General features: G+C 68.8%; 6 protein-coding genes. 1 reads left to right on the top strand and 5 read right to left on the bottom strand.

What is annotated here, in order from left to right:
* Nucleotides 1-18: 18 nt before the first annotated feature.
* From AC54AF_RS11685 to AC54AF_RS11705, 5 genes are all read right to left on the bottom strand, one after another.
* Nucleotides 19-1,656: a ShlB/FhaC/HecB family hemolysin secretion/activation protein gene (locus tag AC54AF_RS11685; protein WP_496636674.1), complete on the bottom strand. Its 1,638-nt coding sequence runs from the start codon at nucleotides 1,654-1,656 to the stop codon at nucleotides 19-21.
* A 141-nt stretch (nucleotides 1,657-1,797) separates the two neighbouring features.
* A complete protein-coding gene (locus AC54AF_RS11690; RefSeq protein ID WP_496636675.1) occupies nucleotides 1,798-15,477 on the bottom strand; it encodes a filamentous hemagglutinin family protein in 13,680 nt (4,559 codons plus the stop codon).
* Nucleotides 15,478-15,657: 180 nt separating this feature from the next.
* Complete coding sequence (locus AC54AF_RS11695) at nucleotides 15,658-16,581, bottom strand: FecR family protein (protein WP_496636676.1); 924 nt, start codon at nucleotides 16,579-16,581, stop codon at nucleotides 15,658-15,660.
* 16 nt (nucleotides 16,582-16,597) lie between these two features.
* A complete protein-coding gene (locus tag AC54AF_RS11700) occupies nucleotides 16,598-17,155 on the bottom strand; it encodes an RNA polymerase sigma factor (protein WP_131689786.1) in 558 nt (185 codons plus the stop codon).
* A 2-nt stretch (nucleotides 17,156-17,157) separates the two neighbouring features.
* The gene (locus AC54AF_RS11705; protein WP_496636677.1) at nucleotides 17,158-17,820 is read right to left on the bottom strand and encodes a secretin and TonB N-terminal domain-containing protein; all 663 of its coding nucleotides are present in this window, start codon (nucleotides 17,818-17,820) and stop codon (nucleotides 17,158-17,160) included.
* Nucleotides 17,821-18,080: 260 nt separating this feature from the next.
* Between AC54AF_RS11705 and AC54AF_RS11710 the strand changes: the two genes are divergently transcribed.
* Nucleotides 18,081-18,446, top strand: a complete 366-nt coding sequence (locus tag AC54AF_RS11710; protein WP_496636678.1) for a hypothetical protein — start codon at nucleotides 18,081-18,083, stop codon at nucleotides 18,444-18,446.

Genomic DNA, 18,446 nt, shown 5'->3' on the forward strand with positions numbered 1-18,446 from the left:
TGCTGGTGAGCTGGCCCGTCAGTAGCTGGCCGACAGGTTGAAATTGATGCGGCGCACGTGTTTGTGCGTGCGCGGGCCATCGCGCAGCGGGTAAGCGAAATCGATGCGGCCATTCAGGTAGCGCAGGAACTGGAAGCTGCTGCCCACGCCCACGGACGCCAGGCCGAACAGGTCTTTCTGCTCGATCATCGGATCGCGCAGGCGCAGGCGCGCGCCATCGGCAAAGGCAAACAGGCGCCAGTTTTCCAGGCGGCTGAAATACGTCAGCTGGGGCGTGCGCCATTCGACGGTGCCGGACACGCCGTAGTCGCCCGTCGCTTCGGCCGACAGGTAGCCGCGCACGGAATTGGCGCCGCCGGCGGCCATCTGTTCGCCCGACACGAGCGCCGCGTCGGCCAGCTGGCCCGACATGCGCCCGTGCAGCTGCGCGCCGCTGCCCAGGGTGTAGGTGGCGTTGGCGTCGCCCTTCAACACGAGGAAGCTGGGCGATGCCTTGTAGCGCTTGTTGTCGTAGGCGGCGCTGTCGCTGCCGTAGCCGAACGCGGCGCGCGTGCCGGCCACCAGCGACAGGCCCAGGCCATACGTCGCCGCGTCCGTCTGCGCAAAGCCGTTATACGACACGCTCAGGGGCACGTACTTGAGCGGAATATTGCTGCCCGTGCCATTGAGTTTCAAGGCTTCCTGGTTATCCTTGAAATCGATGCCGGCAGAAAAGCTGTGCCACCAGATGCCGCTGTTGGGCACGGTGTAGTTGACTTTCATGCCCAGCGCGTGGCCCTTGCCCAGCACGCTGGTGCCGCCCGTGCTGGCCACGTTGCTGTTCGACTGGTAGCCCGTCGCTTCCACGCTCCAGCCCTGCGTGCCGATCGGCGCCACGTACGAGGCGGACCACACCTTGGTCTGGTTCAGGTCGCCCGGCGTGCCGAAAAAGCTGATGGTGGCGCTATGCCCCATCTGCCACAGGTTGTCGTGACCGACCGACATACTGGTGCGCAATTTTTTGGTATCGGCGCTGTAATCGTTGTTCAAGCCGACGCTGGCGCGCCACGGGCTACTGTCCTCGACTTTCAAGTCCACGTCCATGGTGCCGGGCAGGCTGCCCTGCTTGACCAGCGGCATCACCTGGCGCTTGGGTCCGCGGTTCAGGGCCGTCAGTTCCACTTGCGCCTGCGTAAAGTCGGGCACCTTGCCTTCCGTCAGGGCCGGCACTTGCTGGCGCACGTCGAGCGGCGAGTTGTATTGCGCACCGACGACGCGCAAGCGTCCCACCTTCGTTTCGCTCACCTGCAGCACCACCACGCCCTGCTCCACCTGCTGCTCCGGCAAGTCCACATAGACGGACTGGTAGCCGCGCGCCTGATAGGCGGCAACGAGGGCGTCGCGCGCCCCTTCCACGTCCTTCAGGGTGCGGCCCGGCCCCAGGAAGGGCGTGACCGCCTCTTCGATGGCACGCGCATCGAGCACGGTATTGCCGCGCACCAGGTATTCCTCGATCGTCACTTGCCGCTCCGGCGCGGCCACGGGAGCGGCCGCCGGGACCGCGTCCTGCGCGCGCGCCATGCCGGGCAGCGCCAGCATGGCCAGGCACAGCATCGTCAAGGCGGTCGCGGGTGCCGCGGGTGCCGCCCCCTTGCCCTGTTTTGTCATTTCACGCATCTTCCATTCACCTTAAAATCAAACGGTTGCCCTGTGTTGCGGCGCTGGGCCGGCGTTTTTTTGCTGCTAATGCTGATCTACTGATGCCTAGACAGCCGCCGCGCGCGGCGACTGCCGAATGTCATCAAATGTTCATAAAACTCACGGTTGCAGTCCGCGCCGCTCGTTCGGCGTGAGCGCCTGCAGCTGCGGCGCCGTCAACGGTCCCGCACCCAGCACCTGCACCACGCCGGCCGGCTGGTAGTTCGATGCCTGCGGTTCGCCGCCCTGGTGCTTGCCAACACCGGCTTCATCCGCCTGCTCATTGCCAAAGCCCAGCACCTTCACCGTGAACAGCGACGGCTGCGCCTGGCGCGTGGCGGCCCGTTCGCGCTGCAGCACGTCCTGCGCCGCCGTGACGGCTTGCGCGGCGGCCGCGCTCGCATTGCTGAGCGCGCCCACGTTCACCGCGGCGATGGCCGGCATGCCCGTCGACTTGCCCTGCACCTGGATGTTCTCCGCATTGACCACCTGCAAGGCCGCCAGGTTGACGTTGCCCGAGACGCGGATGCCCGCCTCGCCCGCGTCGATGGCGCCCAGCGGGGCGATCAGGTCGATATCGCCAGGCGGCACCTCCGGGATCGGGTTCAGGGTGGCGATGCCGGCGCCCGTGTTCGGCGTGGTCGGCGACAGGCTGACCATGCCGATGTCGTCGTAAACCCGGCGCTGCGGCGTAAACACCACGGTGGACTTGGAACCGCGGCCGGCATTGATGTCGCCCTGCGCCGACCAGGCCAGGATATTGCCGCCGAAGGTGGTGAAGATGCGGCTCTGGCCCAGCAGGATGCTGTCCCTGGCATAGATCTGGATTTCGCCGGCGCCCTGCGTCAGCACGCCCGAGCCTTCGCCCGGCACGAAGCCGCCGTCGACGCCCACCAGAGTGCGCCCGCCCGGCGTCAGGATGTCGATGTTGCCGCCGAAGTCGGTGTGGATGCCGGCATCGGCCAGGTCGAACACCGGCAAGTGGTTGTTGCCCGACAGTGCATATTGCTGGCGCGTCAGGTAGTTGACGCCCTTGCGCGGCCGCTTGGTACTGGTGCTCTCGGCGCCGTCCGCATAGTAGGTGGCACCACTGAACATGGTCAGGTCGCCCGCATAGGTCACGGGCTTGCCCTGCGCGTCCTTGGTCGGGAACAGCGTGGCGATGGCCTCGCGTCCGCGCAGGTAGCTGCCTTCGCGCACGCCGCCGGCAGCCGTGTACTCGCGTCCGCCTGCCTTGAGTTCGGCGAAATACACGTTGCGCAGGAAGACACGCTGCTGCTCGGCCGGCAAGGCCGCGAAAAACTTGCGCGCGTCCATGCTGCCGGCATCGAAGGTGAGCCCGGCGCCATTGCGCTGGCCGGCGCCGTAGCGGGTTTCCAGCCAGTTGACCAGGTGCAATTGGCCCGACAGGCCGTATTCGCGCTGCAGATCGCGCCTGGCGCCGCCGCTGCTGGCCTGGAGAGTGTTGTCGAGCTCGCTTTGGCGCGCGGCCAGGAAGGCAGGCGCGCCCGCCGCGTCGCCGCTGTAGCCGAACTGCGTGCGCAACCAGTCGGCCAGGCCCAGGCGGCCGCCATATACGGCCACCGCCTTGCCAGGCTGGTCGGCCAGCGATTTGCCTGGGTCGATCAGGTTGGCCGCGTCGAGATAGCGCGCGGCGAAGGCGTCGTAGTTGGGGCCATGCGCCCCGACCCCGGCCGCCGCCGCGATGCTGGCGCCGCTGCTGCGGTCGCCAGACGTGAGATTCGCCACCGCGCCGATGCTCTTCAACTCGGCCTTGTCGGCCATGTCAATATCGCGCCCAGCCGTCACTTCCAGCGTGCCCGGACCGCCCACGTAGAAGGTGCCGTAGCGGATGTCGCGGCCGGCACGCACGACCGACACCTCGTCCGGATTGTTGTGCAGTATCAGATTGCCACGCGCCGAACCAACCAAGTTTTCCGTCGGCCGCAGCGGCAGCGACGGGTTGGCGTACGCGATCTCCGACGTCCAGCCCAGCAGTCCCTGTGGCGTCGCTTCGCCCAGCCCCAGCGCCGTGCCGGCGTTGACGATGTCGCGTCCGGCACGGATATCGACCGGACCGGCGCCCTCGTACCAAGTGCTGTGGCTGGCCGCGTTGCCGCCGCCGCGCGTGATGATGGAACCGGTGCGCAGCCCGACGATGTCGCCCGCCAGCGCGTAATAGCGCGCCGGCAACTGGTCCTGCACCGCGTAGCCCGATGCGGTGGGCGGCGTCAGCGTGAACAGCGGATAGCGCTGCGGTGACGCGCCCGCTTCGCGCGAGGCGAACAGCAGGCTGGGCGCCTGTGCCTCCTGGTTGACGTTATGCGTGTACATGTCGCCATAGGCGGTAGTGCCGGAAACGCCCGCGAAACCCGGATTGAACGGGCTCGGCAGCGCGCTCGGATCGGCGCCCGACGCCGTCACCGAATAGCCACCCGCGTAGATCGACTCGGCGGCCAGCAGTTCCAGCTGCCCCGGCGTGCGGCGGGTGAAATGCGCATCGACCGGCGACGGCGCCAGCAGCATGCCGGTGGCCGGCCGCGCCAGCGCATTGGTGCCGGTGTCCTCCGCACCCTGGGCGGAGTTGCCCATATACAGGTTGCCGCTGGCGGCCACCGCGCGCAACTGCGACGGCATCACGAAACGCCCGCCGCTGGAAGCCTGGTTGCCGCTGGCGCGGTCGTCGCTCCAGGCCGTGGACGGCGTCAGATTGCCGCCTGCGCTGAACAGGTCGATAGCGGTCGATGGGGTCCACAGCGAGAACCAGCTGTAGCCCTCGCCGTCTTGCGCCACGCCCTGCGCGGTGAACGGCGTGCCGTTGTTGAGCTGGGTCACGCGGCCGGCGTCGCCCACGCCGCCCAGCACCAGGTCGCCGCGCGCATCGATGCGCACGCCGGAGTCGCCCGGCACCACCACCGGGCCGCCACCCGCGATGGACGAGGTGGCAGTGTAGACCTGATAGGCGCGCGACTCCTGGGTGTCGCCCTTGTCGAAGCGCAGCTCGATGCCGCCCACCGCTCCCGCCGCCATGCGCAAGGCGCCGCGCAGGTTGACGAAGGTGCTATTGAGGTCGCCACGGTTGCCGGCGAATCGGGTATCCGGCGTGATCTCGCCGGTCGTGTCGGCAAACGAGCGCACTTCGGCCACCGGATTGAGGCCGCCGCCAATGCGCACGTCGAGGTCGCCGCCTCCGGTCAGCGTGAGCGCGGAACCGTCGGCCGATACCCGGCCGGTGCTGGCCACCGCCAGGTTCAAGCCCTGGCTGCGCATGACGAATTTGCCGCCTTGGTCGGTACGCGGCGACAGCATGCCGGCGGCCTTGCCCGCCTCGAGCACGAGGTTACCGCCGCCCAGGGTGCCGATGCCGGTAAAGCCGGTCATCACGGGCTGGGTCTCGTACAGGTAGTTCGTGCCGAGACCGCCGGCCACATAACTGCCAAAGTTGATCCACCAGGCGGTGGGCACGCCCTCGCCCAGGGCAACGGCGCTGCCGGTGCCCTGGCGCCACAGCCAGGTGCCGACGGCGCTGCTGTCCTGCTGCGGACGCAAATAGCCCAGGTCGTCGGGGCGACGCTCGGTGCCGTAGCCGGCACCCACGAGGTCGCCGGTGACGTCGCCCTGCGCGCGCACCAGCACGTTGCCACCATGCTCGGGATACCAGGCCTGGTACAGGCTTTGCGCGCCACCGTCGACATAGGGCTTGAAGGCGTCGCCATCGGGGCCGAGGATGGACCCCTTGCGATCCGCCGCGCGCGGCAGCCGGTAAGCCGCCGCCACATTCGCGGCCTGGGTACCGGCCGTATATACGCCATACGGTGAACTCTGGCTGAAGTTGCCACCGGCCAGCAGGTCGAGGTCGCCCGTGCCCGTGCGCAGCACGCTGAACAGCTGTTGCCGCGCAGGCATGGACACCATCGGGAAGCTGCCGCCTTCGGGCAGCCAGGTCACCAGGTCGCCCACGCCCCACTGGTTGTACGCCAGCAGCTCCTCCACGCTGGGAAAATCGGCGAGATTGATCAGCGTGCCGGCGGGATAGCCGGCATACAGTTCCGAGTCGCCCATCCAGTAGAAATTGCCCGCCACGCCCTCGATCGGCGGCGCCGCCACCGTCGGCAGGCTCGGCGCCAGAACCGCGCCGTAGTGGTGGTCGGTCAGCAGCAGACTGCGGTTGTCGCCCATGGGGCGCAGCGCGCGGCTATCGGCCGCCTGCATATCGGCACCGGCCACCAGGCGCATCGACCACGACTGCGAACCGCTGGCCAGCATCGGCGCCAGCGCCCAGTTGCGGCCCTGGTTGCCGTCGGCAGCGGCAGGACGCAATGCCACCGAGTCGGCGCCGCCAGGCAGCCGCACCCAGGTTTCGCTCGGCACCAGCGCGCCCTTGCGCAGCTGCAGTTCGCCGGCCAGCACCACGCCATTGGCGGGCGTATCGGGGAAGCCGTCGCCATCGTAGTCGGGGCTCGGCGTATCCCTGACGGCGCCCACCGGGTACGGCAGCGGCACGCCGCCGGGCCAGGTCATGGCCGCCACGGACATCCCCACGGGCAAGCGGGTGCCGGCGTCGAGCCGCGTGCCGCTGCCCAGCGTGACGGCCTTCGCCAGCACGGTGCCGGCCGCATACACGATATCGCCAGCGGCATTGCGCACGGCGCCGCCCAGCACCGTGCCAGCCGGCAATTCCACCTCGGCCGTCAAGGTGGCTTGCGACGGCAACGCCGTGCCGGCCCGCAAGCGCATGGCTTTCATCGGCAAGTCGTAGTTCAAGCTGCGGCCGGACTGGAAGAAGGTGTCGTCGGCCAGCGTGACGAGCTGGCCATGCGGCACGATGACGTCGGCGCCAAACGGCACCCGGCCCTTGGCCAGCATCCAGCCCTTGTCGTCCGGCGTGACCGGCAAGGCCTTGCCGTCGAAGCCGTCATTGATGCTGCCGAAGACGTTCAGGTTGCCGCCGGCGCGCAGCACCAGCGCGCCCGCTTCGCCGGAGCCGGCCACGCCCGTCTTCTGCGTGTGCGGGTTGACACTGGCGTAGCGGTGGCCCGACAGGTCGATGTCGCCATCGACGTGCAGGTCGCCGTCCGGCGTGGCGCTGAGGATGGCCACGCCCGGACGCAGGTGGAAGGCGTCCTTGTTCCTGCGCAAGCCGGACAGGCGGCCATTCATCAGCCCGTCGTTGGCCAGGGCGCCCGTCATGAAAGCCACGCTGTCGTCGTGCTTGCGGTCCAGATAGGCCTGGTCGATGACCTGGTAAGGGCGGCCGTCGGCCGTCGTTTCCGTGCCCGGGCGGGCGTCCGTGTACGACCAGAAGCCATTGACCATGATGGCGCGGGCGCCGTCGATGGCCAGCGGACCGGCCGCATCGATGGCGACGTCGTTGCCGGTGGCGCCGCCGAGGCGCCGGGCGCTCAGCTCCAGCGTGCCCAGCGAGGCGATGCGGTCAGCCTTGCCGGCGGTGCCGGCGCGCAAGTCCATGCGCGCGCCGGTATCGAGCACCAGGCGGCCGCTGCCGGCATCGATGTCGATCACGGCGCGGTTGGGCGCCTCGATCACCTGGCCGTAGCTGTCGACCCGCAGCACGCTGCCGTGGGCGTCAAGCAGCGCGCTGCCGGCCACGCTGACGCCGTCGCGCGCGGCCAGGCGGATGCTGCCCACCTGCTCGCCGCTGGCGTCGACCGTGCCGTTGACGGCCAGATGGCCGCCGTCCACCGAGACCGTGATTTCGCGCGCTTTCAATTCACTGTCCAGCACCAGGTCGCCCTGCTTGAGCTGGAAGCTGCGGCTGCCGAACACGCCGCCCTTGCTCAGGCGCTGGTTCAGTCCCTTGAAATCGGCGATATGCTGGCCGCGCACGTCGAGGCCGCCCGCCGCGAACGGCACGTCGGTGCCGCCCGCGTCGTAGTGGCCGCTGCTGCCGCCGGCGATGCTGCCCAGCAGCGCCACGCGGCCCGCCTGCGCGTCCAGCGCGCTGGCGGTGAGCTTGCCGGCGCGGTTGTTGACGGCCGAGAAATCGATGCTGGAAGCGGCCGCCTGGCGCACGTCGCCGTGGCGGCTGTCGAGCACCACGTCGCCGCCCCAGCTGTACTTGGCCACGCCGTTGAAATCGATCTTGCGGCCGGCCAGGTCGAGCCGGGCACCGTCGCCCAGCACCACGTCTTGCTCGGCGGACACGCTGAGCTTGCCGCTTGGCAGCAGCACGGCCGTGTCGAGCGTCACGCTGCGCCCTTCCAGCGCCACTTCGGCGCCCAGTGCGCCGGCCAAGGCGGCCGCGCCCGGGGCCGTTGCGGCCACGCCCGATGGCTTGGCGACATGGATGTCGCCGCCCGCCTTGATCTTGTTGACGGAGCCGGCAGCGCCGGTGAGCAGCGCCGTGTTCAGCGCCAGATTGCCGCCGCTGCGCAGATAGCCCTTGCTGGCCGTATCCCAGCCGCTTTGCGACTGGTACACCGACAACGATCCCGTGTGGTTGGCCGTGATGCGCTCGCTGGCGTTGAAAACAACGTCGCCAAAGCCGAGGATCAATCGGTCCATGCCGTGGATGGTGTCTGGCCGGCTGTTCGGGCCATAGCCGAACTCGACCTGGCGGGCGTCGACCTGCAGGCGCCCGCTGCCGCTGCCGGCGCCGCCGGCGGCGACCAGGCCCGGCGCGGTCGTGGCGCCGTTCCACACCAGCACATCGGTCTTGATGCGCGCCACGGCGTCGCTGCCCCCGGCGCCGTAGATCGCCGGGGTGCCGATCACCAGCCGCTCCAGCGACGATTTTCCCGTGCTCGCGTTGATGGTCGACAATTCGACGTTGTCGTAGAAACGGATGGCGTCGCGCGCCGTCAGCGCCAGGTTTTCCAGCGCAGGCGCGCCCACGCCGGCGTCGCCGCGCAGCAAACGGTCGAGGATGCCCTGGTTCAGGGTCAGTCCGGCCGGCAGCGCGTCGCGCGCGTCCATGGCGGCCAGCGACGCTGCGCTGCCCACATTGATGCCGCCCACGGCCAGCACCAGGTTGCGGGTGCCGTAGGTGGTGGCGTCGCGCAGGTTGAAGCTCTGGTCGGTGGCGGCGGCGATGCTGCCTTCCGAATACAGCGGCGTGCTGCCGCTGCACACGGCGCCCGCCGCGCAGGTGCCGATGTCGATGCGGCCCGGGCCCGACACCGGATCGGTACTCACGCCAGGGGCCAGCATGTCCAGCCGGCCATTCGATACGGCCAGCACGCTGGACGTACCCGGCGCATACACGTAGCCGTCGCCCGAATCCCAGGCAGCCTTGCCACGGCCCAGGGTATTGATGCCGCCACCCTGCTCGATGACGATGCCGCCAGCCTTCTTATTCGTCACCAGGAACACTTCGCCAGCCTTGAGCACGGCACCATCGCGCACCACGATGTTATCGACACCGCCCTGGAACTGCGCGATGTTCGCTTGCTGGTTGCCGTTGCTGCTGCTGTAGTTGACGGTGGGCAAGCCGCCGATGCCCAGGCGCGGGGCGCCGATGGCGTTCAGGGCGTCGACGCGCACGGCGATACCCTCGAAGCCGACGGTGGGCGCGGCGCCGCTGCCGATGATTTCGTAATTTTTGCCGGAGCCGCCCAGCAGCAGCGCGCTGCCGCCGAAACCATCCTTGCCGGGCGCGTAGTTGGCCGTGCCGGCAAAGCGCAGCGCGTCGTCCGTGCTGGCCTTGGGCAGCACCAGTTCGATGTGCAGCGCCTTGGCGTCGCGTTCGAGCAGCGGCCGCGGCACGCCGTCGCGCACCGCCTGCGCCAACGCGAAGGCGGCGTAGCTCGTTTCATTGTATTGCGAATAGCTGCGCAGCACGTCGGCCGGCGTCAGCACCGCCTGCGATGGCAGCGCCGCGCGGCGGTCGGTATGGCTGGTGCCCAGCTGGACTGCGGCGGCAAACGAACCGTTGCGCATGGCCGTGGCCGACCCGACAGGCAAGCCGCCGGCGGCCAGGCCGTTCAATTCCACCCGGAACGCGCCGGGCAGCAGCGCAAAGCTCGACGGCAGCAAGGTATACGTGCCGGCAGCCAGGCCGGGCACGCCGGCGCCGATGGTGATCTGGCGCCCCAGCGCCGGATCGCCGGCGCCATTTTCGGCCACGATGGGCGCATAGCCCGCCTGCGCGCCCGGCACGATGGCGTAGACGGGATTGGTGGCCAGGCCCGGCAGCACGAAGCCGCCTTTGCCGGACGTCTGCACCAGCGGGTTGAGCCGGGCGTCGGTCGAGCCGCCGCGGCCGGCCAGGAAGGCCGCGCCGGTCAGGGTGCCGCCGCCTGACAGGTCGAGCACGGCGCCGGCGCGCACATCGACGTGCTCGCCGGTGAGCACGACGGCCGGGTCATTGCCCACGCCCTTGTACGCGACATCGACGCCGTCCATCATGTAGCTCAGGCCATCGAGCGAGCCGCCGTACGGCATCATCAGGCCGTTGGCGCTGACCGACGTCACGCTGCCAGGCAGCAGATTGGTGTGGCCCGTCACGGCGCCATTCGTATTCTGGCCCAGCGTGATTTTGCCCAGCGGCGCGCGCAGCACGCCACCCTGGTTCACCGTGCCGGCACTCAGCTCCAGCGAGCCGAACACCGAGTAGGGCAGGGCCGGCAACGGCGCGCCAGGGTCGCCGCTGCGCTCGATGGTCAGCTTGCGGGCCGGGTCGAACTCGGTCGCCATTTGCCCGAATTCGTTGATCACGTTGCGTTTGCCCACCTCCACCTTGCCCGTGGCGCCGCTCACCGGATAGATTTGCGCGCCCGCCAGTGTCAGATTGCCGGGCGTGTACAGCGCGGCCGCCGTGCGCATGCGGATATCGCCGCTCGAGCGCAGCGCCAGCTCGCCAAAGGCGTCGCGCTTGACCACCAGGTCGTCGGCCACGTTTTGCGCGATCACGCCATTGCTGCCGACATTGACGGCGTTGGCGAGGTCGATCAGCGCGGCATGCAGCGTCAGACTGGCGTGGTCGTCCACGTTGGGTACGCCCAGTTTGCCGGCACCGACGCCGCCGTTGCCGGAGCCGCGCACCGGGTTCGGCATCAGATGGTCGTCGCTCTGGGTACGGCTGGTGCCGGCCAGACGGATGTAGGGCGCCGCCAGTTTGACTTGCGCCGTGGTGGCGGCATCGGCATGCTCGGCCAGGGCCAATGCGCTGGCCGTCAGGCGCAGGCTCTGCCCCAGCGACAGGTCGAGGTTGCCATCAAAACTGATCAAGCCGTTCGACAGCAACGCCAGGTGGTCGAAGCCGCCGGCGGCCACGCGGTCCGCACCCAGCCGGGCCACGCCGTAGCGCAGCGCTGGATCGCTGTCGCCCGCCTGCAGGTCGGTGGCCAGGCCACTCTCGCCCTGCAGGCGCGACAGCACCAGCTCGCGCGGCACGCGCACCGCGTCTTCCACGCCCAGGCCCTTCAAGTCGAGCTTGCCGACGATGCCGTAGTTCGGCGCCTCGAGGCTGAGCGCCAGCGTGCCGCCGGCCGCGCCAGTACCACCGGCTGCCGCATGCAGGCTGCCGTCGAGCAACAAGCCGCGGAAGGAGCTCAAAGCAATGGTGCCGCCGTCACCGGCCACCTGCACGCTGCCCTGGCCGGGCAGGTCGAGCCGGGCGGTGGCGCCGGACGCTTCCAGGCGCGCGCCGGGGCGCACGATGACGAAGGCGTCGGCCGCCTCGACCTGGGTGGCGTCGAGATGGTGCTTTGCACCGATCTCGATGGTGCCGCCAGCGCCCACATGGCCATACACGCCGCCCTGGGCGTCGGTGGCGGTGGCCGCGCGTCCGGCCACGTCGAGCACCGCGCGCTCGCCGATCCAGATGGACTGGGCATTGGCGCTGCCGTCCGGACGGTTGATCTCGCCACCGGTGACGAGCATGCCCGGCAACACGGAAATGCGGCCGCCGGCCGCGCTCAGCGTGCCTTCCACGGTGATCTGGCCGTTGCCGGTCAGGCTGATGCTCTTGCCGTCGTCCACGCGCAGCGTGGCGCCCTGGCCCACCACCAGCGGCGCCTTGGCGTTGCGGGTGCCGGCCGACAGCGCGATATCGGCGCCGGCACGTTGCTTGAGCACGCCTTTCACGGCATTTTCCTGCCACAGCGGCGCCAGCCACGGTTGCAGGACGGCGGCTGGATCGACGCCGGTGGGCAATTGGCCCGCCAGCGCCAGGTCGGCGCGCAGCAAGGGCATGCTGACGTCGATGGTGGCGCCCTGCGCCACCTGCACACCTTGCTGGCCGTTGATGTTGTAGTGCGCAAAGCCGCGCTGGAACAGGTCATTGTCCAGCACCAGCAGCGGCTTGACCACCAGGTCCTTCGGCGCACGGTTGCCAGCCAGCAAGCGATCACCCGCCTGCAAGGTCACATCAAACGCGAACGCAGTACCGGCCGCGACCCTGGCGTTGAAAGCGGGCACCGGCATGCCGTTCGGGAAAGCATCGGCCGGCACCAGGTAGCCCGAGCCGAGCTTGCCGCGCACGCCCGTGAGCGTGACGCCGGACGGCACGGTCATGCCGCTGCTGTAGACGATGCCTTTGCTGTCGGTGACGAAGATGAATTCATAGCTGATCGAGGCGGGCGGCACCACCCAGGCGGCCGGCAGGGTGTAGGCGCGCGCCGCGCTGAAGTCCGGCAAGTCCAGCAGCGGCTGGCCGGGCTGGACCTTCGTGCTGATATAGCTGAAGTCGGCATCGAGCACGGTGCCGGCCTGGATGGTGAAGGCTTCGGCCAAGGTCAGGTGCACGGGCACGGACTGGCCTGCTGGCAACACGCCATTGCCGGCCAGCACGCCGCCGCCCAGCGCCACGCCGGTACCGCTGTCGATGGTCAAGGTGCCGCCGCCGTTGACGCCGTAGCCACGCAGTTCGCCATCGAGCACCAGCGTCTCCGACTTGACGCCGTTGGGATCGTTCTGATTCGCGCGCAAGCTGATGTCGCCGCCGCGCCCGCCCTTCAGCTTGCCGTCGGCCAGCACGGCCGCGCCCGAGGACGTGTCGATCGCGCTGCCGGCCGCCAGGTTGACGCTACCGCTGCTGACCAGCGCCACCGCGCCGCCGTTGACATACGGCAGGCCGGACGTGTTGCCCGGATCCAGCTTGAGCTGGCTCCACAGGCCGCGCGTGTCGAGCGTCACGCCGGCCGTCACATCGATGCCCACCTTGGTTCCAGCCGCTGGCGTGGCGACCGTTGTATCGAGCCACCCGCTGGCGCCGGTGGACAGCTTGCTGACGATGTCGCCCAGCGCAATGCGGCCGCCACGCGCCGTCAGCCCGGCATTGACCTTGACCTGGGGCGCATGCAGCGCAATGTCGCCGCCAGGCATGACCTGCACCGCGGCGTCGACCTCGATGGCGCTGCCGGCGTAGGCCTTGATGCCGCCCAGGTGTTGCGCGTTGAGCCAGCCGGCGTCCAGATAGGTCTTGCCGACCAGGTTTTCGGGCAGCGCGTCTTCGCGCAGCAGATTGCCGGCACTGGCGCCGCCGGTGCCGATATGGATGGCCTGCAGCAGCGCCGCCGGATTGTCGCGCAGCTGCGCGCTGGCGGCGTCGTACACGGGCGCCAGCTGGCCCAGCACCAGCTGGCCGTTGCGGGCGGCAGCCAGTTGCGACTGGCGATAACTGTCGAGGGTGGCGTCGCGCGCGTCCTGCTGGCGCTCGCCCTGAAACACGCTCGATGCGATCGCGCCTTCGAGCACGGCGGATGTGGTTCCCACCAGCACGCGGCCCGCATCGCGGCCCACGGTATAGCCGTTTTCCAGCCGTTGCTGGGCGCCGACCAGGGGACTGGCGAAATTTTCCGTCGTTTCTGCGCCCCAGCGCTGGTGGTGCGCGGCGTAGCCTTGGTAGACGCCCGTATACAGCATGTCGCCCGGCGCCGTCGACAGCCTGTAGAGCTGACCATCCTTGCCGCTGAGCCAGCTCTGCCGAATCATGCCCGTCTGGACGTCAAAAGTACCGCCGGACACGTTGAGCAGAGAGCCGGCCTGGGTCACCAGTTCACCGCCCTGGAAGGCTACCGTGCCGCCCTGCGCCGCCCATTCGCCGATGCCATGGCCACTGGTGTTCAGATAGCCGCTCACTTCGAGCAAGCCGCCGCCCGTGTACCAGCGGTCGGTCGGATAGCCATTCGTGCCGGCCACCACCCGCACCAGATCGCGCCGGTCGACCCACAGGTCGGTGCTGTTGAGGGCCTTGCTGTCGCGGTTGCCGGGCGCGTCGCGCTGCTCGTTGCCCTGGGCATTGATCAGCACATTGTTCGAAGCCATCGCCACGTTCACGCCGACGGCGCCGGAGACGTCGATGCTGGCGCCGCGTGCCACTTGCGTGCGGCGCGTGGCTAGCGCATTGACCTGGCCGCCGGTGGCCAGGGTCAGCGAGCCGCTGTCGAAGACGATATCACGGCCGGAGGCAATCTGGATCAGCGACAGATCGCGCCGGTTGTAGGCGCCGTCGCTGGGCAGCGCCGAATCCTTGATGAGCGCGTCGCGCAGCACGTCCAGCGCGGTGGCGCCGCTGTCGTCGAGCAGCACCGTGGTGAGGCTGTCCGGCGCCAGGGTGACCAGGCCTTCGCTGCCGTCCGCCTTCAGGTGCACGGTGCCGCGCGTCGTCACGCTGGTGCTGCTCAGCAGCACGCCGGCCTGCTTCACGTCGCGGCCCGTCAGGGTGACGTCGCCGGTCAGCGCCTGCACCAGGCCGGCATTCGTCACCTTGCCGGCGCCGCTTTGCGCGTTGAACTTGGCGTCGACCTCGTTGCCGCGCGTGCTCGATGTCTGGTTGGCGTCCGTGCCCAATCCCTTGCGGATGACGAAGCTGTCGCCAGCGGCCAGCGTCACTTGACCGTCCGGCGCCGACAGGCTGCCGCCGTTATGTACTTCGCGCCCGGCCAGCAGCACGTAGCCGCCGCCTTCCGTCACCGTCTGCGGCTTGCGCGTGCTGATCTGCGCACCGGCCTGCACCACCACGTCGGCCGTGGCGCTGGCGTGCGTGGCCACGCCGCCGTTGAGCACCAGGTCGTTGGCCAGCGTGGGCTTGAAGCCCGAGCCCAGGGTTTCGCTGTAGATGCCCTTCTTGAATTGACTGTCGCTCATGCCCACGGCGGCGGCCACCAGGCTGCGCGTGTCGACCTGGCTGCTGCCGGAGAACACGATGCCGTTGCGGTTGACCAGCATCACCGTGCCGTCGGCCTTGATCTGGCCACGCACCTGGCTGGGACGGGCCAGCGGATCGTTGACGCGGTTGAGTACGGACCAGTTCGCCAACTGGTCAAATTGCAGGGTGGTATTCTGGCCGATATTCAACGTTTCCCAGTTCAGGATCGCCTTGTCGGCCGTCTGCTTGACGGTCACCACGGTCTTGCCGTCGGCCTGCGCCTGCGTGGGGCCGTTCGCGTTGATCCAGCCGGCCGTCAGGCTGTTGCTGTCGACTTTCAAGCCGCCTTCGGCCAGGCCTTCCGGCACCTTCGAGCCGGCGGCAATGGCCGCCTGGCGTGCCGCCTGCTGGGCCGCCTGCTGCACGGCGATGGCGCGCGCCGCCAGTTGCAGATTGTTCAGCGAACTTTGCAGCTGTGCATTGGCTTTTTGCTGCTGCGCCTGCTTATTGTCCGTCCCGATGATGGCCTGGCCATTCGGCAAGCGTCCCGTGGCGGCGGCCGTGCCCTGCTGCGCGCCCTTGCCGGCAAACCAGGCGACGCTGAACGGCTGCTGCGCCTGCGCGCCGCCTGCCTGCAGCAGCACGGCGATGGCCAGCGCCAGCGGTTTCAATCGCACCGGGCGACCGGTCCGGTTGCCCGCCATGGCGGAGGAGGATGCGTGTTTCGTGACCGACTTGCTTCGCTGCATGGCGACATTCCCTTTTCATGTTCCGTTGCTGACCGATATCGCGAGGCGGCGCGCGGCACGCACGGGGCGGGCGGCAGGCACTGATTCGCGGCTTCCAGCAGCATTGACAGGGAACAAGGTCCGGGACTGCAAAAGGTCATGAAAATGTCATAATTGGCGAGATGCCATCGACGTGCATCGCTAGCCAAACAGCACGATGCCGCCCGGCAGCCGCGTCACGCGCGCGCCATACGCATCCTGGATCAGGGCGATCACGTCATCGAGGCGGTCGAGCGAAAAACTGGCTTGCACGCGCGTCTGTTTCAAGGCCTCGCCATTGAGGATCAGCTTGCCGGGACGGTAGCGGTTCACCTCGTCCACCACCTCGGCCAGGGTGCTTTGTTTAAATACCAGCAGGCGCTGGCGCCACGCGCTGACCTCGCCCCTGGCCACCGCATGCGCGATGCCAAAATGCTCGGGCCGGTAGCGCAACTGCTGGCCGGCCGCCAGCTCCGCATCGTTGCCGGCCTGCACCACGCGCAGGCGGCCCGCCAGACACGTCACGCACACTTCCTGGCCGAGTAGCCGGATATTGAAGCGCGCGCTGCCAGCCGACACCATGCCGTCGCCCGCCTGCACGCGCACGCGCGCCGCGCCGCGCAGGCCGGCCTGGAATTCCGCTTCGCCCGCCAGCAGCACCAGCGCCGTGGTGCCGTCCTGCGGGGGCGCCGCGTCGAGGCGCGTCTGCGTATTCATCTGCACCAGCACGCCGCCGTCGAGCGCCACTGCACGCTGCTCGCCCGTGCCCGTGGCGTAGTCGGCGCCCAGGCCCGCCACGGCCGGCCACAGGTCCGTGGGCGGGCGCAGCACCAGCAAGCCCAGCGAGGCCGCCACGGCGCCACCGAGCCAGGCGCGCCGCGCCATGCTGGCAGGCGCCTGCGCCCGCTTGATGGCGCGCGCGGCCGGCGCCATGGCGCCCCACACGGCGCGCGCCTCGGCAAACGCGTTGGCATGCTTGCGGCTGCGCGCGCACCAGTGGCGAAACACTTGCGCGTCGCGCTCGCTGACCTGGCCTGAGGCCAGCCGCACGACCCACGCCTGCGCTTCCTGTTGGATGACACCCATGTCGTCTTCCGCTTGTTCAGTCATGATGTTTAGACGTTTTTCCCGCGCCGGGACCGAAGCGCTGAATAAAATCGCGTCCCATGCGCTCGCAGCAATGTTCGAGGCCGGCGCGCAATTCCTTCTCCACCGTGCGGGCGGAAATGCCGAAGCGTTCGGCGATGTCGCGGTGCGGCAATTGATCGACGCGGGCGGCGATGACGATGGCGCGCCGGCGTTTCGGCAACTCCTGCAAGGCCCGTTCCAGTTCCTCCAGCTCGGCGCGCGCGCTGAAGGTGCGGGCCGGGTCGGCCAATTCATCGGCCATCTCGTACAGGTCATCGATGTCCGGCAGGCTGAGCAGGCGCGCATTGTCGCGGCGTTGATCTTCCGCAATGTTGATGGCGATGCGCATCAGGTAGGCGGACGGGTAGCTGATCGCCTCGGGCGCGTTCATCCGTTCGACCCGCAAATACGTTTCATGCAGCGCATCATTGGCCAGGTCTTCCGAGCCCAGGCGGCGCTGCAGATGGCGGCGAAACTGTCCGTAGCGTTCCAGGAACAGCTTGCGCAAGGTGGCTTTCAGCAAATCCGACATGCTCAAGGCGCCCCGGCAAGCAGATACGGCGCGCAATCGGCGTCCGGGTCGGGCCGCGGCGTCAACAGGATCGTCAGCGGCTGCGGCAAGCCCGCCGGCGGCGCGCCATCGATCAGCAGGTTGCGCAGACGGTGCAGCACGGCGCGGTCGCGCGGTTCCACGCCGCTCGGTTCGAGCACATGCACATCTCGCACCTTGCCCCGCTCGTCGAGCCACAGCTGAAAAGCCAGGCGGTAGCGGCCGAACGCGTCCGGATGCAAGCGGCACAGGGCGCGCGTGAGCGAGCGCTGCAGGATGGCCGCATAGCCTTGCAACGGTGCTGTAGCAGGGGCAGCCTCGGCCGGCAGGGGCGCAGGCGCCACCGGGGTGTCGGCCAGCGCCAGCAAGGTGAACGCATTGCTGCCGCTGAAGCGCGCGCCCAGCTGCGTGCCTGCCAGCAAGCGCTGCAACGCCTCGGCCGGCGTATAGTCGCCGCGCACGGGCGAGGCCACTCTTCCGGCCGCCAGCTGGCTGCTGACCAGCACGGAATACCCGGTCACTTCGCCAAACGCCACCAGGGCCGCATCGAGCGGCTGGGCGGGCAAGTCGAAGCGCAGGGTCGTGTGCGCGGCGGTATCAGCACCGTCCGCACTGGCAGCCGGCCGCACGAATGTCATGAATGTCATCAATGTCATCAGCAAGCAGGCGGACAGGGCATTACCCCTTGCGGCGCGGTGGTGGATTCGTGTCATTTTTCAGGGAAATCAACGAGAGCCTGCTCATGAGGAAGTGTCTTGACTGCGCTAGTGCAAGCAGAATGGCAGGATGGTAGCTTCATAAAATGACAACTGTATGACATTGCTCATTAGCGACCGGGCTTGCGTGTCATCAGCGCGACATATGACTTTGCTATGCTGAGCGCTTCCCCACCGCTCCGGGAGCCGCCATGGCGCGCCTGTTATCACTGTTGCTGCTGGCCTGCGCCGCCCTGCCCGCGCAGGCGGACGAGCACACCGTCGTCGTGAAAGCCGCCGCGCCGCAGAAAGCCTGCGTGGAAGTGGAGGTGCATGGCCAGCGCGCCCCATCGATGTCTTGCTTGAGTGAAAAATTATTACCTAGCAGCAACACATTGACCCGCCAGCCGCCAGCCCTGTCCGGCGCGGAAGCGATCGTGCAGCGCCCGTCGAACCAGCTGGGCCTGTACAACCGCGCCGCCCTCGAACACCGCATGGGCAATGCCTTTGGCAAATCCGTCACGCCGCAGCGGCCGCCGCCACCGCCACCCGCCAGTCCGCTGCTGCCGTCCCGTTGA

This window comes from Janthinobacterium sp. JF4 (assembly GCF_059617925.1).